At 63.4% G+C, this 23,118-nt stretch carries 21 protein-coding genes and 1 pseudogene; 11 read left to right on the forward strand and 11 right to left on the reverse strand.

Annotated elements, in window-relative coordinates; genetic code table 11:
- The first annotated feature begins 5 nt into the window (after positions 1-5).
- The 3 genes from SAJA_RS09650 to dgoD all read left to right on the forward strand — a co-directional run bounded on the left by SAJA_RS09650 (position 6) and on the right by dgoD (position 3,042).
- On the forward strand, positions 6-965 hold the full coding sequence (locus tag SAJA_RS09650) for a 2-dehydro-3-deoxygalactonokinase (RefSeq protein ID WP_123658464.1): 960 nt from the start codon (positions 6-8) through the stop codon (positions 963-965).
- Positions 962-1,594, forward strand: a complete 633-nt coding sequence (locus SAJA_RS09655; protein ID WP_123658465.1) for a 2-dehydro-3-deoxy-6-phosphogalactonate aldolase — start codon at positions 962-964, stop codon at positions 1,592-1,594. Before SAJA_RS09650 ends, SAJA_RS09655 begins: the two co-directional genes overlap by 4 nt.
- A 299-nt stretch (positions 1,595-1,893) precedes the next feature.
- A complete protein-coding gene (dgoD, locus tag SAJA_RS09660; protein WP_123658466.1) occupies positions 1,894-3,042 on the forward strand; it encodes a galactonate dehydratase in 1,149 nt (382 codons plus the stop codon).
- 270 nt (positions 3,043-3,312) lie between these two features.
- Here the strand turns inward: dgoD and SAJA_RS09665 are convergent.
- From SAJA_RS09665 to SAJA_RS09670, 3 genes and pseudogenes are all read right to left on the reverse strand, one after another.
- Positions 3,313-3,837, reverse strand: a pseudogene (locus SAJA_RS09665) (aspartate/glutamate racemase family protein); the annotation flags it as partial.
- A 24-nt stretch (positions 3,838-3,861) separates the two neighbouring features.
- Positions 3,862-3,996 (reverse strand): hypothetical protein, encoded by a 135-nt coding sequence (locus SAJA_RS15490; protein WP_281272405.1) that lies wholly within the window; start codon positions 3,994-3,996, stop codon positions 3,862-3,864.
- Between the two features lie 63 nt (positions 3,997-4,059).
- Positions 4,060-5,010, reverse strand: coding sequence for an alpha/beta hydrolase (locus tag SAJA_RS09670; RefSeq protein ID WP_123658468.1), 951 nt, complete (start codon positions 5,008-5,010; stop codon positions 4,060-4,062).
- 165 nt (positions 5,011-5,175) lie between these two features.
- Here SAJA_RS09670 and SAJA_RS09675 point away from each other — a divergent pair, with 165 nt between their 5' ends.
- Genes SAJA_RS09675 through SAJA_RS09685 form a run of 3 tightly spaced genes read left to right on the forward strand, consistent with a single transcriptional unit; the run spans position 5,176 to position 8,157 of the window.
- Positions 5,176-5,376: a cation transporter gene (locus SAJA_RS09675; protein WP_123658469.1), complete on the forward strand. Its 201-nt coding sequence runs from the start codon at positions 5,176-5,178 to the stop codon at positions 5,374-5,376.
- Entirely contained in the window at positions 5,373-5,681 is a 309-nt protein-coding gene (locus SAJA_RS09680; protein ID WP_123658470.1) for a metal-sensitive transcriptional regulator, read from the forward strand. The genes SAJA_RS09675 and SAJA_RS09680 overlap by 4 nt, the downstream gene beginning before the upstream one ends.
- 10 nt (positions 5,682-5,691) lie before the next feature.
- On the forward strand, positions 5,692-8,157 hold the full coding sequence (locus SAJA_RS09685) for a heavy metal translocating P-type ATPase (protein WP_123658471.1): 2,466 nt from the start codon (positions 5,692-5,694) through the stop codon (positions 8,155-8,157).
- Here SAJA_RS09685 and SAJA_RS09690 read toward each other — a convergent pair.
- From SAJA_RS09690 to SAJA_RS09710, 5 genes are read right to left on the reverse strand one after another with little or no spacing between them, the layout of a single operon-like run.
- Positions 8,132-9,262, reverse strand: coding sequence for an aldose epimerase family protein (locus tag SAJA_RS09690; protein WP_123658472.1), 1,131 nt, complete (start codon positions 9,260-9,262; stop codon positions 8,132-8,134). The two genes, SAJA_RS09685 and SAJA_RS09690, sit on opposite strands and share 26 nt — an antisense overlap.
- Before the next feature lie 35 nt (positions 9,263-9,297).
- Positions 9,298-10,230 carry a Gfo/Idh/MocA family protein gene (locus SAJA_RS09695; protein ID WP_221180199.1) on the reverse strand — a complete coding sequence of 311 codons (933 nt, stop codon included), beginning with the start codon at positions 10,228-10,230 and terminating at the stop codon, positions 9,298-9,300.
- Between the two features lie 8 nt (positions 10,231-10,238).
- Complete coding sequence (locus SAJA_RS09700) at positions 10,239-11,129, reverse strand: SMP-30/gluconolactonase/LRE family protein (protein WP_123658474.1); 891 nt, start codon at positions 11,127-11,129, stop codon at positions 10,239-10,241.
- Positions 11,126-11,605 carry a gluconokinase gene (locus tag SAJA_RS09705; protein WP_123658475.1) on the reverse strand — a complete coding sequence of 160 codons (480 nt, stop codon included), beginning with the start codon at positions 11,603-11,605 and terminating at the stop codon, positions 11,126-11,128. The genes SAJA_RS09700 and SAJA_RS09705 overlap by 4 nt, the downstream gene beginning before the upstream one ends.
- A 54-nt stretch (positions 11,606-11,659) precedes the next feature.
- On the reverse strand, positions 11,660-12,898 hold the full coding sequence (locus SAJA_RS09710; protein ID WP_123658476.1) for a YeeE/YedE family protein: 1,239 nt from the start codon (positions 12,896-12,898) through the stop codon (positions 11,660-11,662).
- 167 nt (positions 12,899-13,065) lie between these two features.
- Between SAJA_RS09710 and SAJA_RS09715 the strand changes: the two genes are divergently transcribed.
- Positions 13,066-14,868, forward strand: a complete 1,803-nt coding sequence (locus SAJA_RS09715; RefSeq protein WP_123658477.1) for an NAD(P)/FAD-dependent oxidoreductase — start codon at positions 13,066-13,068, stop codon at positions 14,866-14,868.
- 327 nt (positions 14,869-15,195) lie between these two features.
- Here SAJA_RS09715 and glpK read toward each other — a convergent pair whose 3' ends face one another.
- The 3 genes from glpK to SAJA_RS09730 form a co-directional block, all read right to left on the reverse strand.
- A complete protein-coding gene (gene glpK, locus SAJA_RS09720; RefSeq protein WP_123658478.1) occupies positions 15,196-16,704 on the reverse strand; it encodes a glycerol kinase GlpK in 1,509 nt (502 codons plus the stop codon).
- Between the two features lie 38 nt (positions 16,705-16,742).
- Positions 16,743-17,462 carry an aquaporin gene (locus SAJA_RS09725; protein ID WP_123658485.1) on the reverse strand — a complete coding sequence of 240 codons (720 nt, stop codon included), beginning with the start codon at positions 17,460-17,462 and terminating at the stop codon, positions 16,743-16,745.
- Between the two features lie 233 nt (positions 17,463-17,695).
- On the reverse strand, positions 17,696-18,484 hold the full coding sequence (locus SAJA_RS09730; protein WP_245963279.1) for a DeoR/GlpR family DNA-binding transcription regulator: 789 nt from the start codon (positions 18,482-18,484) through the stop codon (positions 17,696-17,698).
- 150 nt (positions 18,485-18,634) lie between these two features.
- Between SAJA_RS09730 and tadA the strand changes: the two genes are divergently transcribed.
- The 4 genes from tadA to SAJA_RS09750 all read left to right on the forward strand — a co-directional run.
- Entirely contained in the window at positions 18,635-19,117 is a 483-nt protein-coding gene (gene tadA, locus SAJA_RS09735) for a tRNA adenosine(34) deaminase TadA (protein ID WP_123658480.1), read from the forward strand.
- A 101-nt stretch (positions 19,118-19,218) separates the two neighbouring features.
- Positions 19,219-20,370 carry an isocitrate/isopropylmalate dehydrogenase family protein gene (locus SAJA_RS09740; protein WP_123658481.1) on the forward strand — a complete coding sequence of 384 codons (1,152 nt, stop codon included), beginning with the start codon at positions 19,219-19,221 and terminating at the stop codon, positions 20,368-20,370.
- 80 nt (positions 20,371-20,450) lie between these two features.
- On the forward strand, positions 20,451-21,713 hold the full coding sequence (locus SAJA_RS09745) for an aspartate aminotransferase family protein (RefSeq protein WP_123658482.1): 1,263 nt from the start codon (positions 20,451-20,453) through the stop codon (positions 21,711-21,713).
- Positions 21,714-21,810: 97 nt separating this feature from the next.
- On the forward strand, positions 21,811-23,118 hold a 1,308-nt coding region (locus SAJA_RS09750), incomplete at its 3' end, for a DUF2254 domain-containing protein (protein ID WP_148070964.1).

Raw genomic sequence — 23,118 nt, forward strand, 5'->3', positions numbered from 1 at the left:
TTCGTATGACAGATAATCACACATCGCCGGCGGCCCTGATCGCCGTGGACTGGGGCACCTCGTCACTGCGTGCCTGGTTGCTCGATGCCGACGGCCAGGTGCTGGACGCGCGCCGCAGTGATCAAGGCCTCATGCAGGTGGCAAACAGCGATTTTGCAGGCACGTATCACGCCTTGGTGCACGACTGGGTCAGGGCCCACGGCCGATGTCCGGCGATCGCCTGCGGCATGATCGGCAGCCAGGGCGGCTGGCACGAGGTGCCTTATATCGAAACACCGGCTGCCCCGGCCTCGCTGGCCGAGCGGTTGGCGGTCATCGATACCGAGGCCGGTGCGTTTCATATTGTGCCCGGCGTGATGCAGGCTCCGGCCGCGGGGCGGCTTGCCGACGTCATGCGCGGTGAAGAAACCCAGAGTCTCGGCGCGCTGGCGCTGGATCCAACGCTTGCCGCCTCGGCCCGGCTCATCACGCCCGGCACGCACAGCAAATGGATTACGGTCGAAGACGGTCGTCTTGGCACGTTCGCCACTTATATGACCGGTGAGCTGTACGCGCTGCTTACCGCCCACTCGATTCTCGGCCGCCCGGCACAGGCATGCGCGGAGACGCCCGACCCGGCGGCCTTCGATCTGGGTGTGGCCACAGCGCGCGATACGGGTGAGACCGGCGGCATGCGCGCCTTGTTCTCCGCGCGTAGCCGGTGGCTGGCCGGTGAATTGTCGGCCGCCGATACCACGGCGTATCTGTCCGGGCTTTTGATCGGCGAGGAATTGCGCAGCGCGCTGGGCCACGATGATCACAAGATACCGATCTGTCTCATCGGTGATGCCGATCTATGCGCACGCTACCAGCGCGCGCTGGGGCATTTCGATCGCGCGCCCGCACGAATCATCGAAGATGCTGCCCGCCACGGTCTATGGCGGATCGCGGAACAGGCCGGTCTTCTGGCCAAGGAACAGCTATGACATTGAACGATTATCTGACCGATCTGCCGTTGATCGCGATCCTGCGCGGTATCCAGCCGGATGAGGTCATCGACGTGGGCGATGCCCTGGTCGCGGCGGGTTTTCGCGTGATCGAAATCCCGCTGAACTCGCCCGAGCCGTTGGATAGCATCGAACGCCTCGCCACGCACTTGGGCGAGTCGGCGGTCGTGGGCGCGGGTACGGTGCTCAGCACCGATGACGTGACCTCCGTGGGCGCGGTCGGCGGCCGGCTGATCGTTTCGCCCAACATGAAGCCCTCGGTGATCGAGGCCGCCAAGGCCGCCGGGTTGTTCAGCGCGCCCGGTGTGGCCACGCCCACCGAGGGCTTTGCCGCGCTGGATGCCGGCGCCGACGCCTTGAAGCTCTTTCCCGCGGAGGCGATCACGCCGGCCATCGTCAAGGCCTGGCGCGCCGTGGTGCCGCACCACGTGCCCTTGATGCCGGTGGGCGGCATATCGCCGGATACCATGCAGCCCTACATGACGGCCGGCGCCACCGGCTTCGGCCTGGGCTCCGCGCTCTACAAGGCCGGCATGGACGCCGACACCGTGGCTGCCAACGCCCAGGCTTTTGCCAACGCCTTTGCCGGGCTTCGTTCAGCGCTTTAGACAACCGTCCGCGAATGAACGCCGCGAAAAACAAAACAATCCGCCGATGGACGCAGATGAACGCAGATGTGGACTTGGCGTTTCGCGCGGATGACGGCTGTATGCGCATGCCGTGCGTCTCGCCGAATGGGAAAGGATAGAGAAATCATAATGAGCGGTGTTTGGATCATCGTTCTCGGTGTAAACCAAACCGCTATTTCGTCGTTCAGCCGTAATCTTCAAAAGACCACCAAGCCCACATCTGCGTAATCTGCGTCCATCTGCGGATGAATGCCTGTATTCAAAGGAGCGATAACCGCATGAAGATCACACAGCTCGAAACCTTCATCGTCCCGCCGCGCTGGTGTCTCCTGAAGATCTCTACCGATGAGGGCATTGTCGGCTGGGGCGAGCCGGTCGTGGAGGGCCGGGCGCATTCGGTGGCCGCCATGGTCGAGGAGCTGGCTGATTATCTGATCGGTACTGATCCGCGGCGTATCGAGGATCACTGGACCGTGCTCTATCGCGGCGGCTTTTATCGCGGCGGACCTATTCACATGAGTGCCCTGGCCGGTATCGATCAGGCGCTGTGGGATATCAAGGGCAAGGCACTCGGCGTGCCGGTCCACGAGCTGCTGGGCGGACGGCTGCGTGATTCGATCAAGGTCTATTCCTGGATCGGCGGCGACCGGCCGGGCGATACGGCGGCCATGGCCAAGGAACGCGCGGATCTGGGTTTTACCGCGATCAAGATGAACGCCTCGGAAGAGATGCAGTTCGTCGACAGCCACGCCAAGGTCGATAGCGTGCTGGATAACGTCGCAGCCATCCGCGAGGCCTGCGGGCCGCATTTCGGAATCGGCGTGGATTTTCATGGCCGGGTGCACAAGCCCATGGCCAAGGTCCTCATGCGCGAGCTGGAACCCTATAAGCTGATGTTCATCGAAGAGCCTGTGCTATCGGAAAACCGCGAGGCGCTGCCCGAGCTGGCGGCGCTGACCAGTACGCCGATCGCCCTCGGTGAGCGGCTTTACTCGCGCTGGGATTTCAAGCCGATCCTCGAAGGCGGCTATGTCGATATCATCCAGCCCGACCCCTCGCATTCGGGCGGCATCACCGAAACCCGCAAGATCGCAGCGATGGCCGAGGCCTACGATGTCGCCGTGGCCCTGCATTGTCCGCTGGGGCCGATCGCGCTGGCGGTCAACCTGCAGCTCGACGCCGTCTGCTATAACGCCTTCATTCAAGAACAATCGCTGGGGATTCACTACAACCAGGGCAACGATATCCTGGACTACATCAAGAATCCCGACGTCTTTGCCTACAACGACGGCTATGTGGCTATCCCTGACGGGCCGGGCCTGGGCGTGGAGATCGACGAAAACTACGTACGCGAGCGGGCCGAGATCGGCCATCGCTGGCGCAACCCGATCTGGCGCCACGCCGACGGCAGTTTCGCCGAATGGTGAACTAGGGCGTGTCGTCATAAGATAAGCCGGCGCACCGGCGGCCAAGCCGTGGCAAGACAAGGCATCGCAGGTGCAGCGTGGTTATTCCACGTAAACGGGCGATAACGCAGGATTGCCGGGGCTTGGCCACCGGCCCATTCGGGTTGCTCGCGCCGGACGCGCCATGCGGCGTTACGGGCCTTGACCGTGGCTGGCCACGCTCGGCGGCCCGCGCCTTGCCTGACACGCCCGGCACGGGCAATGCGACGGCATATCCTATGACGACACGCCCTAGCCGATAGCGAATCCAAAAGCCGCCGCGCACTGAATCTTTAGCGGATCGAGCAGGGCAAGCGGGGCGGTATCGGCATCAATCAGGCCGGGTAGTTCGGTGCAGGCCAGTACCGCGGCCTCGCATTCGGGATAACGCGCCCAAAGAGCCGCAAACCAAGCCGCGGCGTCGGGCGGCGTGATGCCCTGGCTGGCCTGTTCCTGAAACGCCTGAATCGTTTCTCGCTCATCGGCATCGGGGATGACGACGTCGAGCCCGGCCGTGCCGAGCCGGCCGGCGTAATAGCCGTTTTCCATGGTGAAGCGGGTACCTAACAACAACACGTTCCGGTGCCCGGCCGATCGCGCCACGCGAGCAGTTTCATCGACCATATGAATCACCGGCAGGTCAGGGAGTGCGCTGCGATCCAGCTCGTCCAGCGCACGGTGCAGGGTGTTACAACAGATAACGAGGCAGTCCGGGCGCAGGGCCGCGAGCCCTGCCAGTTCGTCGGCAAACAGCCGCCGTGCCTCGGCCCAATCGGTCTCGTAGCGCGATACAAGCGGCGCTTAATCGATACTCTTGAGAATGAGCGGGGCCGAGTGCGGGGCACCGTAATACGCCTGGGTACGCTCGTTGAGATCGCGATAATAATCGATCGTCGAGGCCCAGCTCGTCCCGCCCAACAGGCCGATGGTCTTCATCGCGTGTCTCCCGCACACGGGCGATCGTCCGGCGCCCGCTTCAAGTTATCTTTTGAACCGGTATCAGCCGGTGATGGCCAAATGCTGACGCAGCGCCGCCGCGATCCGGTCCATGGCGTTGCCGGTGGCCGCCAGCCAGGCATGCATCTCGATAAAGCCGTGAATTACGCCCGGGTAGTGGGCATGGTCAACCTCGATATCGTCATCTCGCAGGCGCGCGGCATAAAGCACGCCTTCATCCATGAGCACATCGGCCCCGGCGGTGAGGACAAGCGCGGGGGCGGTGCCCTCCAGCGTTTCAGCCAGAATCGGCGAAACGCGCCAGTCCAACGGGTCGGTGTTGGCATCCACGCTGCGGGCGCCGAACCAGGCCATCAATTCCGCCGTCAGCGGCGGGAAATTGGCATTGCGGCCTTTCGACGGGTACTTGGCCGCGGCCTCTCGCAGATCGGTGGCCGGGTAGATGAGCACCTGCAGCGCGAGCGGCCAGCCGGCATCCCGCGCGGCCAGCGCCACCACGGCCGATAAATGCCCGCCCGCGCTGTCGCCGCCGACGGCGATGCGCTGGGCATCGATCTCGAAATCCGCGGCGTGCTCGACAAGATAGCCGTAGGCCGCGATCGCGTCTTCGGACGATGCCGGCAAGCAATACTCCGGCGCCAGGCGATAATCCACGGCGACCACCTGACAGCCCGCGCGCTCGGCCAGTTGGCGACAGACGCGATCATGGGATTCCAGATCGCCCAGCACCCAGCCGCCGCCGTGGAAATAGACCAGCGTGGGGGCCGCGCCCGCGGCCAATGCCTCGGGCCGGTAGCGCCGCGCACCGATCGTGCGGCCCTCCAGGGCGATCTCGTGATCGCTGACTGTGGCCATGGGCACCGGCTCGCCACCGCTGGCGGCCAGCGTGTCGATATAAAACTGGCGCGCATCGGCCAGGCCCAGATCCTCGAACGAGATCGCGGCTTCGCGCATCTTGGCGACAACGCCGGCGACTTCCGGGGTGAGCGACATAAACGGTCCTTGTAAACGCCTGGATGAGAGCGTGTTTGATAGCACGATTGCCCCGCCGCGTGCAGACCGGATAAAGCCCACGCCAGGAATTTGACGGCTTTGCAGATCACGGCGTACCTTGACCGCACCCCACCCCCGGTGGGGTGTAAATTAAAGAGGCAAACAATGAAACTCAAAATAGACGGCATGACCTGTGAACACTGTGTGGCCGCTGTACGCGAGGCGCTGACCGACGTCGACGGCGTGGTACAGGTCACCGACGTGAGCCTGGCCGATGGCACGGCTGAGATCGAAGGCAACCCCGACAGCGACGTGCTCTTGGCCGCCGTCGAGGCCGAAGGCTATACCGCAAGCGTTGCCCAATGAGTGACGCGCACGACACGCCGGGATGCTGCGACGCGCTGGCCATCGACCCGGCGATTCGTCGCGACGCGTTGGCCCGGCTGCGCTCGATCCGTGGGCACGTCGAGGGCATCGTGCGCATGCTGGAGCGCGACGATGTCTATTGCGTGGACGCACTCAAGCAGATCAAGGCGGTGCAGGGCGGCCTGGCCAAGACCTCGGACACGATCCTGCGCGGTCACTTGAAGCACCATGTGGTCACGGCCCATGAGCGCGGCGATGACGATGCGATCGTTGCCGAGTTGATGGACGTATTGAAGTATCGCTGAGCGCGCCGATATGTCCGAGACGACCACGCTCGAGTTCGGTATCGATGGGCTCATGTGCGGCGCCTGCGCAGCACGGGTCGAGAAGAAGATCGCAAAGGCGGCCGGTGTCGTATCGAGCTCGGTGAACCTGGCGACCGAGAAGGCCGCCGTCGTCGTTGACGATGCCACGCGAGCGTGCGGCGTGTTTGAAGCCGTGGCGGCCGCGGGGTATCACCCGCAAGCGGCAGCGCTGCGGCTTGATGTGGGGGGCATGCACTGCGGCGGCTGTGTAGCGCGGGTCGAAAGAGCGCTTGCGAAAACACCGGGCATACGACGTGCCACGGTGAATCTGGCGACCGGCCGCGCCGATATCGCCTATATTTCGGGCGCGATTGATACCGCCGATATCGTGTCGCAGATCGAGGCGACCGGCTATACCGCCACGGTGCCACAGCGCGCGCCTGCGGATGAGCCGGCCAGCGGCCACGACGAAGCCGCGGCCCTCAAGCGCGATGTGTTGATTGCCGCGCCTTTCACGGTCGGCGTGTTCGTGATCGCCATGGGGCAGATGCTGCCCGGTATCGGCACAGCGCTGGCGACGATCGCCTCGCCGGCCACTTGGCTGACGATCCAGCTATTGCTGGTTCTACCGATACAGTTCTGGGCCGGGCAGCGCTTCTATCGCACGGGCTTCAAGGAGCTGGCCCATGGTGCGCCGGGCATGAACAGTCTGGTGCTGATCGGCTCGAACGCCGCATTTCTGTATTCGCTGGCGGTATGGCTCGTGCCCGGGCTGTTCCCGCCCGGCACGGCCCATGCATATTTCGATGCGGCAGCCATGATCGTGACCTTGATTCTGTTGGGCCGTTGGTTGGAGGCCGTGGCCAAGGGGCAGACCTCGCAGGCAGTACGCGGGCTGCTGGCGTTACAGGCACGTACGGCGCGGATATGGCAGCACGAGGCCTGGCAAGAGATCACGATCGATGGCATCAAGGTCGAGGACCGGGTGCTGATACGCCCCGGCGAGCGAGTGCCGGTGGATGCCTGCATCGTGGCCGGGCGCTCCACGGTCGATGAATCGATGATCTCTGGCGAGCCGATGGCCGTCGCCAAGCACGGCGCCGATACGCTGATTGCCGGGACGATCAACCAGACCGGCACGCTCGAAGCCACGGTCACGCACGTCGGCGATGACACCACGCTGGCGCGCATCATTCGGCTGGTCGAAGACGCCCAGGCCGAAAAACCGGCCATCCAGGCGATCGCCGATCGGATCGCCGGCGTGTTCGTGCCGGTGGTGATGGGGATCGCGGCGGCCACGTTCATCGGGTGGGCGTTGCTTGGCCCGGCGCCGGTGCTCTCGCATGCGTTCGTGGCTGCGGTGGCCGTGCTGCTCATCGCCTGCCCCTGTGCCATGGGCCTGGCCACGCCCACGGCGATCATGGTGGGCACCGGCCGGGCCGCGCGCCTGGGCGTGCTGTTTCGTCGCGGCACCGCCATCGAGGCATTGTCCCAAGTGGATACCGTGGTTTTCGACAAGACAGGCACGCTCACCCAGGGCCGACCCGCGGTGACCGATATCCAATGTGCGGCAGGCCGCGATGAAGACGATATGCTCGCGCGTATCGCCGCACTGGAGACCCGCAGCGAGCATCCGCTGGGCGCGGCGATCATGGCGGCGGCCGAAGATCGCGGCCTGCGGCTTGCCGCGGTGGATGATGTCGAAATAGAAACCGGGCAGGGTATACGCGGGCAGGTGGCTGGCGCGTTGGTCGCCATCGGCTCGGCGGCCTACATGACGCATCTGGGCATCGATATCGGTCCCTGGCCGGCCGAGGCCAATCGTCTGGCCGCACAAGCGCGCACGCCACTTTATGTGGCTATCGACGGCCAGTTTGCCGGGCTTGTCGCCGTGGCTGACCCGGTACGTGCCGAGGCGCGCGATGTGGTGACGGCACTTCAGGCCGCCGGCTTGTACGTGGCCATGCTCACCGGCGATCAACGCGCCACGGCGCAGGCCATCGCGGCCGAGCTGGGCATAACGCGCGTCATCGCCGACGTACGGCCCGCCGACAAGGCCAATGAAATCGCCGCTTTGCAGCAAGACGCACATCGTGTGGCCTTCGTGGGCGACGGCATCAACGATGCACCGGCCCTGGCCCGAGCCGATGTTGGCATCGCGATCGGCACGGGTACGGATATCGCCATCGAGGCCGGGGATATCGTCTTGATGCGGGCCGCACTGGACGGCGTATTGAACGCGCGCCGAATGGCCCGGGCCACGATGCGCACCATTCGTGGCAACTTCGTCTGGGCCTATGGCTACAACGCAGCCCTCATACCGCTGGCGGCCGGGCTGTTCTATCCGTGGACGGGCTGGCTGTTGAACCCGGCCATTGCGGCCGGGGCCATGAGCCTGTCGAGCGTGTTCGTGCTGGCCCACTCATTGCGGCTGCGCCGTATCAAGACGATCACGGGCCGTCGAGAAACGTATTAGCCGGCGGCAGGTCAGGCAAAAAGCGATAGATCGTGGTCTGGCTGTATTTTTCGCCCGGGCTCAGGATCGTGTTCGGGAAATCCGCCTGATTGGGAGCGTCGGGAAACCGTTGGGCTTCCAGGCAAAAACCCGAGCGCGGCGGATAGGTCTTGTCGTTCTTGGCCACGAAACCGCCCGGTAGATTATTGCCGGTATAAAACTGCACACCGGGCTCGGTGGTGAACATCTCCAGCCCGCGGCCGGATTCCGGCTCGATCACGCGGGCCGCCAGACGGGCGATATCGCCTTCGGTATCCAGCACCCAGTTATGGTCATAGCCCCCGGCGCGGATGAGCTGCTCGTGATCGTCATCGATTGCATCGCCGATACGCCGCGGCCGCATGAAATCCAGCGGCGTGTAGGCCACCGATTCCAGGGCGCCGGTCGGAATCATCGCCTCGTTTACCGGGGTGAAGCGGCTGGCGTTGAGCGTGGCCACGTGCTCCAGCACGCTCGGCATGCCGGCCCCGGCCAGGTTGAAATAGACGTGGTTGGTCAGGTTCACCGGCGTGGCCCGGTCACAGACGGCCGAGTAGTGCAGGCGCAGGCGGTTGGCATCGTCCAGCGTATAGCGCACGGTGACCGCCAGGTTGCCGGGAAAGCCCATCTCGCCGTCGGGCGAGAAATAGGTCATCTCCACGCCCACGGTGCTGCCGGCATCGAACGATTCTGATGCCCAGACACAGCTGTCGAACCCGTGCTGGCCACCATGCAACGTGTTGGCGCCTTCATTGGCCGAAAGCTCGTGCGCCGTGCCGTTGACATCGACACGCGCGCCGCCGATCCGGTTGGCATAGCGCCCGATCGTGGCACCGAAGTAGGCATCGTTTTCGCCGAGATAACCGTCCAGCGAATCAAAGCCCAGGGTGATGTCTTCGCTGTTGCCGTGCATGTCCGGCACGTGGACGGCGTGGATACGCGCACCGTAGGTGACAAGCTCTACCGTCATACGGCAACGATTGGTCATCCGGTAGCGCCAGATCGGGGTGCCGTCGGGCATCTGGCCGAACGGTTCCCGGGTGACGGCCAGTGCCGGGCGCGGCGTTTCGGTCAAGGTTTCGGACATGCGGGTGCTCGAATCAGGGATACCTTAGCGTGCCGTTATTCGTAAAAAGCGTCCACTACGCCGCGAGTGCCAATGAGAAAGACATCGGCGACGAGTCTAAAGGGCGCGATATCGCAATCTGAACGCATGTTTTCGATACAGCGGGCATAGCGTGCGTAAACGCCGGCGTATTCGTCCTTGGTGGCATCCACCACGAGCTGGTCATCCACGTGCAGTTGCGCACCGCCATCGCCAAGCTGGACAGGGCCGGCATCGGTCTGGATATCGATCGTCCAGCCGGGGGCGCCGGTATGACGGAAATCGAAAACGGCCGCGATCGGGATGTCGTCGCCCGTGACGAAGGCCAGCTCGGCGGCGATCGGCGCATCACAGTTGCTGGGCATATCCAGATGCGCACGCGTGGCTCGTACGGGCGTATCGACAAGTGCCGTCAAGATCGAGAACGCATTGATGCCGGGATCGAACACGCCCAGCCCGCCGGCCTGCCAGATCCAGGCCTGGCCCGGGTGCGTTACCGTCACATCCTCGCGCCAGTCGATATCGATGCGCTGGATACGGCGCCCGGCCAGTGCCTGCCGGGCGGCCTCGATTCCCGGAGCATGCCGCGAATGCCAGCTGGCATACAACACCACGCCGGCGCGTTCGGCGCGCTGCCCCAGATCGATCACCTCGGTCAGCGTGATGCCCGGCGGTTTTTCGAGCATCACGTGCCAGCCGGCCGCGATGGCCTGCGTGGCTACGGTATGACGGATCTGTGGCGGCACGGCCAGCGTCACGGCATCGATGGCAATCTCGCTGGTCGCCAATGCGTCCAACGAGGCGAACGTGGCCGGTGTCGTTGTCGCATCCGTATCGAGATTGGGATCGACGAGTGCGACGAGCTCGAACGTGTTTCCGGCATCGATGGCTGGTAGATGTTCGTCGGTGGCGATCTTGCCGGCGCCGATGATGGCCAGTTTGATAGGCATGGGCATGCTCAGGTAAGCGGGCGAAACGAGGATTTGACCAGCCCCGGCGTATCCACGGCCATCGCCAGCAGGGCGCCGGAATCTGGCCAGCGGACCAAGTCGCTGGCCGTCATGTCTTCACGCGCGGTAGTGACATACAGCGTTTTAAGGTCCGGGCCGCCAAAGCAGGGCATGGTCGGGTTCAACGCGGCCATGGGATAGCGCGCCACCAGCCGGCCGCGCTCGTCGAAGCGTGCAACGGCCGCGCCGCCAAATAGCGCGCTCCAGTAGTGGCCGTCGGCATCGACGGCCGCACCGTCGGGATAACCTTCCAGATCGATTGCGTTCAAGTCGATCCAGGGCTCGCCGGGGCCGATTTCCCCAGTGGCCGCGTCAAAGGCATGGCGCCGGATCACGCGGGTCGGCGTATCGGTGTGATACAGCCACGCGCCGTCAGGGGAAAACGCCAGCCCGTTAGTGATCGTCATGGCCGGTACACGAGAGACCAGGGCCTGGCCGTCGTAGCAATACAGATCGGCATCGGCTTTATCGACGTCCTCGTTCATCGCGCCGATCCAGAATCGCCCGGCCGGGTCGCAGCCGCCGTCGTTGAAGCGATGGCGCCGCGTCTCGTAAGGGGCCGCGCTGATGTGGGCTGTCTTGGTGAGCTGGCCGTTCAACTGCCAAAGGCCCGAGCGGCAAGCGGCGATGAAGCCGCCGTCTGCGGCGGGTACCACACAGGTGATCGCTTCATCGAAATCCACGACGGTATGGGCAGCGGTCGCCGGCACCAGGCGATGCACGGCAAAACCCTTGATATCCACCCAATAGAGTGCCGCTTCATCGGCGTGCCAGACCGGGCCTTCGCCCAGTTCCATGGCCAGCGGAACAGCGATCTCGAACTTGGCGTCGTCGTTCATGATTTGTTTTCCAGCGCGGCAACGCTGCGATCGACCACGGTATCGATACCGGCATCGATATCGATGCGATGGGCCTCGTCGGCGCCGGGCACCTCCAGCGTATCGAACTGGCTCTGTAGCATCGCCGGCGAGAAGAAATGCTCGCGTTGCTGCATGCGCCCGAGGATCACCTCGTAGCTGCCATGCAGATACACGAACTGCAGCGCGGGATCACCGCGGCGTAGCTGATCACGATACGTGCGCTTGAGCGCCGAACACCCGATCAGCACGGTCATTTCGTCATCGCGATAATCACGAATCAGCTGGGCGAGAACGTCGAGCCAGCCGGCGCGGTCGTCGTCGGTCAACGGCTCGCCGCGCGCCATCTTTTCGATATTGGCCCGCGGGTGATAGCGATCACCGTCGAGAAACGCAGCCCCCACGCGTTGGGCGATACGCTCGCCGATCGCGGATTTGCCGCTGCCCGATACGCCCATGACGATACAGCGCCCGGTGAACGTCTTTTTCTGTGAATCCGTAATGATGAAGCCTCAGCAGCTGCTATCGGTGAGTTTGGGCACGCCCATGCCGAACACGGGCCGCAGGCGGATACCGATGATCGTACCGACAAGACCGACCACACCCCAGAGCCAGCCGTGCAACGAGAACGAGGCGATGCCGCCGAAATAAGCGCCGATATTGCAGCCAAAGGCGATACGCGCCCCGTAGCCCATCAAAATACCGCCGATCATTCGCGCGGCGACGAGTCGCCATGGCATGCGTCGGACCAGGGCGAAGGTACCACCCAATGCGGAGGCCGCCATCGCCCCGAAGATGATGCCGATATTCATCACGCTAGTGCGATCAGCCAGGATCGGCACCGACAGGCCACCGGCATGGTGACCGGACCAGTAGTACCAGCTCTGGACATCCACGCCCGTCAAAGCCAACAATTTCGAGCCCCACAGAGCGAATGCACTCGTGATGCCCCAGGGCTTGCCCGAGATCGCCAGGGTGGCCGCATTGAGTGCTGCCAGAACCAACGCCCCGACCCAAAGGGGCCAAGTGCCACGCACCAGCCGCGCAAGGCCCACCGCACTCGGCGGGCCCACCCGCGGCGGCGGGTTCAACCGGCGCTCCACGGCCAGCGTGGCCAGCACGATCGCGCCGATCAGAATCGCCTGCATGACCAACGCGCCGGTATAGCCAAACCCCGTATCGGCCAGCGAAACCGTTTTCCACACGAAATCCGGCTGGAGCCAGAAACCGAAATCATGCGCGCCCCACACCGAGCCGATGATGAAGCCGCCCAGCGTGATCAGAATCGAGGTCTGGCCCGAGCCCACGGTATACAACGAGCCCGAAGCACACGCCCCGCCCAGCTGCATGCCGATACAGAAGATGAACCCGCCAAAGGCAACCGACAGGCCCACTGGAAACACATAACCGGTCAATGGCCCGCCAAAGATCGTGGTACCCGCGGCCAGTAGCGGGGCAAACAACAGGCTGGCCACCGCGAGCATGAGCATATGCGCGCGAAGCGTCTGCCCCTGGCCCACGGCCATGATCTGGCGAAACGCCGAGGTGAAACCGAACCGGGCGTGGTAAAGCGCCACACCCAAGGCCAGCGCGATCACGAACAACAGCCCCTGCGCCAGCCCGTATCCCCCAAAGAGCACGCCCGCCAGGCCCAGGGCGGCCAGCCCGGCCACGATCGCCGGCACCGGCAAGGGCGGCGCCGGCCGCTCAAGATTGCGTGCAGGGCGCTCGGGATTACGAACGTCGGCCATGGCGGGTCTCTGGCGAATCTCTGGCGAATCTCTGGCAAGTCTCTGGCGCTAGTTTAGAGATTGTAGCCGCGGCGCACGAGGCCGGGCGACCGACTATTGTCGGGGTGTCGGCCGTGTTTTGCCGGTGCCAATGTCGAATGACTCCGTGCCTTTGAGAGGAATACGTCATGCTCGATACGGCCGCTGCCACGAAGATTCAGAACGTCCTGTCTGCGCTGAACCGCGCGCTCGCCAACCACAAGATCGACGATGCGCTGGAGCTGTTCACCGACGACTGCTATTGGCGAGACCTTTTAACCTTCACCTGGAACATCAAAACCGTCGAAGGCAAGCCCGAGATACGCGACATGCTCGAGCAACGCCTGGCCGATGTGGTCCCGGCGGATTGGACAGTCGATGCCGAAGAACACGCCGCGCACGCCAAGGGCATCACCGAAGGCTTCTTCACCTTCGATACGGCCGTCGCCCGTGGCCACGGTTATGTTCGGTTAAAAGACGGGCTGATCTGGACCCTGCTCACTGCCATGCACGAGCTCAAGGGCCACGAAGAACCCAAGGGTAATGCACGGCCGATGGGCGCGCGTCACGGGGCCGAGCAAGGCGAGCCCACCTGGGCCGAGGAACGTGAGGCCGAACAAGCCGAGCTTGGTATCACCACCCAGCCCTACGTGCTCATCATCGGCGGCGGGCAGGGCGGCATCGCGCTCGGCGCCCGGCTGCGCCAACACGGCGTGCCCGCGCTCATCGTCGAAAAGAACGCCCGCCCGGGCGACTCCTGGCGCAAGCGCTACAAGTCGCTGTGCCTGCACGACCCGGTCTGGTACGACCATCTGCCTTATATCAAGTTTCCCGATAACTGGCCGGTCTTTTCGCCCAAGGACAAGATCGGCGACTGGCTGGAAATGTACGCCAAGGTTATGGAACTGAACTTCTGGGGCGCCACCGAAGCAAAACAGGCCAGCTACGACGAGACGACACAAACCTGGACCGTCGACGTCGAGCGCGACGGTGAGCGCGTCACGCTTCAACCCAAACACCTCGTGCTGGCCACCGGCATGTCGGCCAAGCCCAACGTGCCGGGCTTTCCGGGCCAGGATATCTTTACCGGCATCCAGCAGCACTCCTCGGAACACCGCGGCCCGGACGACATGGCCGGCAAGCAAGTGGCCGTCGTGGGCTCAAACAACTCGGCCCACGATATCTGTGCCGCGCTAGCCGAGAACGGCGTGGACGTCACCATGATCCAGCGCTCGTCCACGCATATTTCCAAGTCCGACTCGTTGATGAAACACGCCCTCGGCCCGCTCTACTCGGAAGAAGCCGTAGCCCGTGGCATCACCACCGAAAAAGCCGACTTGATCAACGCCTCGATCCCCTACGGCCTGGCGCCCGAGTTTCAAAAACCGGCCTTCGATACCATTCGCGAAGAAGACGCCGATTTCTACCAGGCACTCGAAGACGCCGGCTTCATGCTCGACTTCGGGGCCGACGACTCCGGCCTGTTCATGAAGTATCTCCGCCGCGCCTCTGGCTACTACATTGACGTCGGCGCCTCACAGCTCATCATCGACGGCAGGATCAAGCTGGAAAGCGGCTCACAGGTCAAAGCACTCACCGAGAACAAGGTTGTCCTCGAAGACGGCCGTGAAATCCAAGCCGACGCCGTCATCTACGCCACCGGCTACGGCTCCATGAACGGCTGGGCTGCTGATCTCATCTCACAAGACGTCGCCGACAAGGTGGGCAAGGTTTGGGGGCTGGGCTCCGACACCCCCAAAGACCCGGGCCCGTGGGAAGGCGAACAACGCAACATGTGGAAACCCACCCAACAAGACAACCTGTGGTTCCACGGCGGCAACCTGGCCCAGTCGCGTCATTACTCGCATTATCTGGCGTTGCAGTTGAAGGCACGGATGGCGGGTATTTCCATGCCGGTTTACGGGCTGCAGGAGACGCACCATTTGAGTTGATGGCCCATCTTCTGGCAGGCCGTGGGGCTTTACGCCTCGGCGTTGCATCAACCGAAGCGACGTCATGTCGATTGCTCTTGCCTAACGGCGGTCGGGTCTTGTCGGTTCCGCTCGTTTGGTTTCCGCGTCTTGCAGTTACGACGCACGAGCAACTGTCGACTTCGAACTGATTGCGCAAAGTGCAGGCGCGTTTCAGTCGGTGATTGGCTCGGGCGCGAAATACGCTCAAGAGTGGCCTATGGATCATCGTCAGCCATGGGGTAGCCGACAATAAAAAGCCCGATCACGAAACCGCGATCGGGCTTTTTCATACGGTCGCTCTAAACGTTACGACTCGACGTGGAACGCCATCGTTGCCTCGACGGCTTTTTTCCAGCCGCCGTAGAGTTCGTCGCGTTTCTTCTCGTCCATTTTCGGCGAGAAGGTGCGATCGATGGCCCATTGTTCGGTGATCTGTTCCTTGGATTCCCAGAAGCCGACGGCCAGGCCGGCCAGGTAGGCCGCGCCCAGTGCGGTGGTTTCGTTGACCTGGCTGCGGATGAGGTCGGTGCCGAGCATGTCGGCCTGGAACTGGGCCAGGAAGTTGTTGGCGATCGCGCCGCCGTCGGCGCGTAGTTCCTTGAGTTCCAGATCCGCGTCGGCCTGCATGGCCAGCAGGACATCGGCGCTTTGATAGGCCAGTGATTCGATGGCCGCGCGGATGAAGACTTCCTTGCTGGTGCCGCGCGACAGGCCGAACATGGCGCCGCGGACGTTGGAGTTCCAGTACGGCGCGCCCAGACCGGTGAAGGCGGGTACGAGATAAACGCCGTCGTTGTCGCCGGCGCGTTCGGCGTAGGCTTCGGAATCGCTGGATTTGCCGAGCATGCGCAGGCCGTCGCGCAGCCACTGGATGACGGAGCCGGCCACGAATACCGCGCCTTCCAGGGCGTATTCCATCTCACCGTCGACTTCCCAGGCCACGGTCGTGAGCAGGCCGTTCTCGGACGCTGTGGCCTCGGTGCCGGTGTTCATGAGCGTGAAACAGCCGGTGCCGTAGGTGTTCTTGGCCATGCCGGGGCTAAAGCAGGCCTGGCCAAACAGCGCGGCCTGCTGGTCACCGGCCATGCCGGCAATGGGGATTTCGTTGCCGAAGAAATACTTCGGCTGGATATGCCCGTAGACCTCGCTGTTGGACTTGACCTCCGGCAGCATGGATTCAGGCACGCCGAACATTTCCAGCAGCTCCGGATCCCACTGCCGCTCGCGGATGTTGAACATCATGGTGCGCGAGGCGTTGGAGACGTCGGTGACGTGAACCTTGCCGCCAGTGAGGTTCCAGACCAGCCAGGTGTCAATGGTGCCGAACAGCAGATCGCCGTTTTCGGCTTTTTCCTTGGCGCCGTCGACGTTGTCGAAAATCCACTTGAGCTTGGTGCCGGAGAAATAGGCATCGATCACCAGGCCGGTCTTGTCGCGGATCATGTCTTCGTGACCGGCTTCGCGCAGCTCGTCACAGATGGCCGCGGAGTGGCGCGACTGCCAGACGATGGCGTTATACACCGGCTGGCCGGTGTTCTTGTCCCAGACCACGGTCGTTTCGCGCTGGTTGGTGATGCCGATTGAGGCTATTTCCTCGACATCCACACCGGTGTTGTTGATCAGCTCGGTGAGCGTGGTCAGCACGCTGGTCATGATTTCGCGCGGGTTGTGCTCGACCCAGCCGGGGCGGGGGAAGATCTGCTCGAACTCGCGCTGGGCGATACCGGCGACCTTGCCGTCGTGATCGAACAGCATAGAGCGCGAGCTGGTCGTGCCCTGATCGATCGCCAATACGTATTTCTTGTCGTCACTCATGAAAAGCGGCCTTCATCAAGATAAATTCAGTCGTGGCTTTAATAGACAGTGGCAGCCAGCGCGGCCAGCGAGCCGCCAATCAACGGGCCGACGATCGGCACCCAAGCATATCGCCAGTTGCTGTGGCCCTTGTTCTTGATCGGTAGCATCGCATGCGCGACCCGCGGGCCGAAATCACGTGCCGGGTTGATGGCATAGCCCGTGGGCCCGCCGAGCGAGGCGCCGATGGAAACCACCAGTAACGCCACAGCCAGTGGGCCAAGCTCGTTCGGGGTGTTGCCGAACATGATGATGATGAAAATCAGTACAAAGGTGCCGATGATTTCAGTGACCAGGTTCCAGCCAAAAGACGGGATCTCCGGCCCGGTCGAGAACGTGCCGAGAATGGTCGCACTGTCTTGTGCCTCATCATATTGTTTCTTATAGGCGAGATAACACACAATCGCACCTAGCCAGCCACCGACCATTTCGGCAACCACGTAAGCCGTTGTTGTAGCGGCGTTTATGGGGATGCCATCGGCATATTCGGTGGCCGGGCCCAGCAGCAGACCGAGGGTGACGGCCGGGTTGAGGTGCGCGCCTGTATCAAAGGCCACCCAGACACCGCCATAGACGGCAAACCCCCAACCGAAAAAGATCATCAGCGGGCCGCCACCGTTGCCGCCGGTTTTATCCAACAAGGCATTGGCGACCACGCCGCAGCCCAGCAGAGTCAGAAAGGCGGTGCCCGCGATCTCGTGCACGAGAATCGTTTCTATGATGCCCACGGCTTAATCCTTTTTGTATCGGCCTTGTTGTATCGGCCATCGGCCGGGCACGCACACGGCGTAACGGCTCGATGCCCGCCCCCAGACGCGATCGGTGAGACGCGTAAAATCGTCCGCTGATTGTTCGGGTGATGACATTAACGCTCGAAAACGAACACTGGCAATTGCGCCGATAGTCGTAGAAACCGCGCGCTGCGCGGGTAAGAACGTTTGTCGTCGCTGTTTCACGTCGAGGTCACGTGAACGGGCACGCCGGCACGCGCGACAACATCGGCCAGCACGCCCGTCGGTGCGCCGTCGGTGAATACGCCGTCGAATTCGGCGATATTGGCCACGCGAATCAGCGCGGGACGCCCGTATTTGCTGGCATCCACCAGCAGATAACGCTTGCGGGCGTGCGCCAGGATCGCCTGCAGCAGACGGACCTCGTGGTAGTCGAAATCCAGCAGGGTGCCGTCGGCTTCGATGCCGGAAATACTGATTACCGCGTAGTCCACGCGAAAGCCGCGAAAGAACTCGATGGCCGACTCGCCGGTGATACCGGCATCCAGGGGCCGCACGAGGCCGCCGGCGAGCATGACCTCGTTGGATTCGACGGCCGATAGCGTGGCGGCCACGCGCAGGTTGTTCGTGACCACCTTGAGGCCACGGTGATGCTTCAACGCGGTGCCTACGGCCTGTGCCGTGGTGCCCAGGCCAATCGCCACGGCGGCATGATCCGGAATATGCGAGGCCGCCAGCTCTGCGATATGTCGCTTGGCCTCGGCGTGCAGGCCTTCTCGGGTTTCGTAGGCCAGGTTTTCGGTGGCCGGGGGCAGGCCGGCACCGCCGTGATAGCGCTGCAACAGGCCCTGGCGACAGAGCGCGTTGATATCGCGGCGCACGGTCTGCGGCGTGATATCGAACTCGCGCGCCAGTGCCTCGATGGCCACGAACCCGTGCTGTTGCACACGCGCGACGATGGCCGCCTGGCGCGGGGAGACAGCGGCATCGATGATCGATGAATCGGCCAAGACAACAGGCGTCGATGAACGAACGGCGCAAAGTCTAGGCCCGATGTTCGATTGTGAACATGCGACCATCGGCCAAGAGCGCGTTCGCATCGGTGGATGCCGATCGGCACCGTTATCATGACGATTATTGATCCCGTAAAGCTCGCCCGGATGACTGTCACCGAACCGCCTGTCATGTGCGAAGACGATATCGCGTGGATGCGCCGGGCCCTGGCCCTGGCCGATGCAGCAGCATCGGCAGGCGAGGTGCCAGTCGGCGCGCTTGTCGTGCGTGACGGTGAAATGCTGGGTGCCGGCCACAATCAGCCGATCGCGGCCTGTGATGCCACGGCACACGCGGAGATCGTGGCGATTCGTGCGGCCTGTGCGGCCGTGGGTAACTATCGTCTGCCCGGCGCCACGCTTTACTGCACGCTCGAGCCCTGTGCCATGTGTGCCGGGGCCATCGGGCATGCGCGTATTTCCCGCGTGGTCTATGGGGCCGATGATTTTCGGGCGGGGGCGGTGCATTCCATATTTTCGATACTCGACGAGCCGCGTCTAAACCATCGCGTGGCGCATGTGGGCGGGGTGCAGGGAGTAGAAAGTGCTACGCGCCTGCGTGATTTCTTCCGCCCCCGACGTGGCGGGTAACGAGTCGCTGGCCACGGTCGTGCGTGCTGCAGACGGGTAGTCGGCTACAAGACGACGATTCGGGCATTCGCAAGCCGCAGCCACAGTGATACTGTCGCGACATGACGACTCAAAAGACTTGGCGCGTCGCGGTTCTACCCGGCGACGGCATCGGCCCCGAAGTAATCGCCCAGGCCACGCGTGCGCTGGATACGTTGGCGGCCAGCGACCCCGGGCTGGCACTCGAATACGACACGTTCGAGTGGCCCTCGCATGCCTGGCACAAGGCCCACGGTGAATCGGCGCCGGCGGATTATCTGGCGCAGTTGGCCGGGTACGACGCGATCCTGCTCGGTGCGCTGGGCGACCCCGGCCCGATCGACGACGCCAACCGCTATCTGCTGTCCGACTCGGATTCGCTGGCGCCGCTGTTGGAAATCCGCAAGGGCTTTGACCAGTGGGTGTGCGAGCGCCCGGTGCGACGCCTGGACGGGGCGCTGCAGTATCTGGCCGATCCGCGCGCCAACGATATCGACATGCTCGTCATTCGCGAGAATTCCGAGGGCGAATACGTCAATCAGGGCGGGCGCCTGGCTCAGGGCACGCCCAATGAGGTGGTGACCCAGACCGCGGTATTCACCCATCGGGCAACCGACCGCATCATCCGGCATGCTTTCGAACAGGCGCGTGCCCGCGTGGCCCTGCGCAAGGTCGAGGGCCGCGAGCGTGATTTTGGTGGCAAGGCGGCCCAGGTCTGTCTGGTTACAAAACGCAACGCCCAGAAGTTCTGGGGCGATATGTATACCGAGATGTTTGCGGCCATCGCCAAGGATTATCCGGATATCGCCACCCATCACGAACTGGTGGATGCGGCCTGCATGAAGTTCGTCTCTCACCCCTGGGCGTTTGACGTGGTGGTGGCCTCGAACCTGCACGGCGATATCCTGACCGATCTGGCCGCGGTGCTGAATGGCGGCATGGGGGTTTCGCCCTCGGCCAACCTGAACCCGAGTGATCGCACGCGCCCGCCCATGTTCGAGCCCACGCACGGCAGCGCGCCGGATATCGCCGGCCAGAACAGGGCCGGCCCGGCCGCCATGCTGCTCACCGCGGCCATGATGCTCGACTGGATGGGCGAGGCCGACGAAGCCGCCGCCCGTGCCGGCCAGCGGTTGAAGCAGGCCGTGGCCGATGATCTGGCGGCCAACGCCGACCAGCGCCGGGCCACGGACACCATCGGCGATGCCGTGATTGCGGCACTCGAGAAGGCCTGAAACCATTCATTGCAGGGCCTTCGTAACAGGTCTAGTGTCGAGCGCACAGCAACCAAAGACGACAGGCAAGGAGAACAGCCATGACGGCGACGCGCCACGGTAATCTGTCCCCGCTTCTGAAGCAGGCCACCGATGTCTACGCCGAGCGTGGCGAAGGCTGTTATCTGATCGATACCGAGGGCCAGCGCTATCTGGACTTTACCGCCGGTATCGGCGTGACCAGCACCGGTCATTGTCACCCCAAGGTGGTGGCCGCGGCCCAGGAACAGGTCGGCAAGCTGATCCACGGCCAGTACACCACGATCATGCACAAGCCGATTCAGGATCTGTCGGCCCGCCTGGCTGAAAAGATGCCCGGCGATATCGACACCATCTTCTATGCCAGTGCCGGGACCGAGGCCGCCGAGGCCGCACTGCGCCTGGCCCGCCAGGCCACCGGAAAACCGAATATCGTGGTCTTTCACGGCAGTTTTCACGGCCGGACCATGGGCTCGGCGTCCATGACAACCTCGGGCACTTATTATCGTGACGGCCTGCAGCCGATCATGGGCGGCGTGACCATCGCGCCGTTCCCGCATGCCTTTCGTTACGGCATGAACGAAAACGATGCCGCCGAGTTCTGTCTGCGCGAGCTGGACTATATTCTCGACACCTACAGCTCGCCGGGGGATACCGCGGCCTGCTTCATCGAGCCGATTCAGGGCGAGGGCGGCTTCGTGCCGGCCAGCACCAAGTTCATGCAGGGCCTGCGCGAGCGCTGTGATCATCACGACATGCTGCTGGGCGTGGACGAAGTCCAGGCGGGCTATGGCCGCACCGGTGAATTCTGGTCACACAGCCATTACGACGTGCAGCCGGATATCGTCATGACGGCCAAGGGGCTGGCATCGGGCTTCCCGCTGTCCGGTTTTGCCGCACCGCGCGGCATCATGGAAAAAGGCTGGGCCGGCTCGCAGGGCGGCACCTACGGCGGCAACGCCGTGGCCTGTGCCGCCGCACTCGCCACGCTGGACGTGATCGAGGAAGAAGGCCTGGTCGAGAACGCCCGTGACGTGGGCGCACATCTGAAAGAACGCCTGGAAAGCCTCAAGGACAAGCACGATTGCCTGGTCGACGTGCGCGGCAAGGGTTTCATGATCGGCTGCGAGATCCAGACCGACGGCATGGCCGACGGCGATCGCGCCGACCGGATCGTCAAGGTTTGTGAGGCCCATGGGCTGTTGCTGCTGCGCTGCGGGCCCAAGAAGAACGTCGTGCGCTGGCTGCCGCCGCTGATCGCCACCCAGCAGCAGATCGACGAAGGCGTGGATATCTTCGCCAAGGCACTGGATGCCACGGTCTGACAGGGCCTGAGAGTCCAAAGCCGTCGGTCACCGAATCGACGGCTTTTTTATGTCCGCTCTTTTAAACTCGGCGCGAAGAGCACTCAGGTAGATCGCCATGCGGGCCCGTTTTTTCGAGTTTGTCGAGCTGGCACGAAGCAGCTTCTGGTATCTGCCGTCGATGATGATGGCGGCCGGGCTGGCGTTGTTCGCGCTTACCTTGGCTATCGATAAGCTCGGCATCACCGGCGGATTCGTTGCCGCTGTTTTCTACAGCGGCGGGGTAAATAACGCTGCCAGTCTGCTACAGACGCTGACCGGGGCAATGGTTGCCATTGCCACCGTGGTCTTCTCCACGATGATGGTGGTGCTGACACTGGCCACCAGCCAGTTCGGCCACCGATTGATCCGCAGCTTCATGCGGGATCGCGCGAACCAGGCCGTGCTCGGTATCTTTCTGGCCACGTTTGTGTTCTGTCTGCTGGTTTTCCATATGGTCGGCAACGACGCCGACAACACGTTCGTGCCCGGCGTATCGCTGACAGTGGGTTTCGTGCTGGCGATTTTCTCTACCTGCACGCTGATTTATTTCACGCATCACATGGCCTCGCTCGTGGCCGCGCCCGAAGTGCTGGAAGCCGTGGGTAGCGAGTTCGATGCGGCGATCGCCCGTGTCTATCCCGCCCGCGCCGCCGGTGACGATAGGTCCAAGCGCCGCATGTCTTATCAGCCCACGGGCACGCCGCGTGACGAGGTGGTGTGCCCTCAGGCGGGCTACATACAGGTCATCGGCGTGGCCGCACTATGCGATCTGGCCGCAAAACACGACATCGTGATCGAGTCTGTCGTCACCTACGGCGATCATGTTGTGGCCGGGCTCGCTCTGGCGCGTATCCACGGCGGTGTTATCGACGACAGCATACGGGCTGCCGTGGCGCGCCAGTATGTCGTAGGCGATGAACGCCTGACCGATCACGATCTCCTGTTTGCGATCAATCAGGTCGCCGAGGTCGGTGTTCGTGCGCTTTCGCCGGCGTTGAATAATCCATACACCGCGATGGACTGCATCAACCGTATCGCGGCCTCATTGGCCGACGTGCTCTCCCGGGGCCTGCCGGATCTGGCCCATGTCGATGACAAGGGCACACCACGTTTCTTGTTGGACCTGCCCGATTTCGCCAGCCTGCTGGACGGCGCCTTCACGCCGCTGCGCAATTACGGCAGCACGAGTATCCAGACGATGATGCAGCTGCTGCTGACGATCGAGAAACTGGCCGAGCTGGCTCGCCGGGATGTCGAACAAAACGCGCTGCGCCGCTTGGGCCTGTTGAGGTTTCATACGAGTCCGCGCCAAGCGCTGTTTTACGGCAAGACGAGGCGTAGCCCGCGCCGCGCAGTCATTCTGCGCCAGTGGGCTAGAACGCTG

Source organism: Salinisphaera japonica YTM-1 (assembly GCF_003788585.1).
Lineage (GTDB): Bacteria > Pseudomonadota > Gammaproteobacteria > Nevskiales > Salinisphaeraceae > Salinisphaera > Salinisphaera japonica.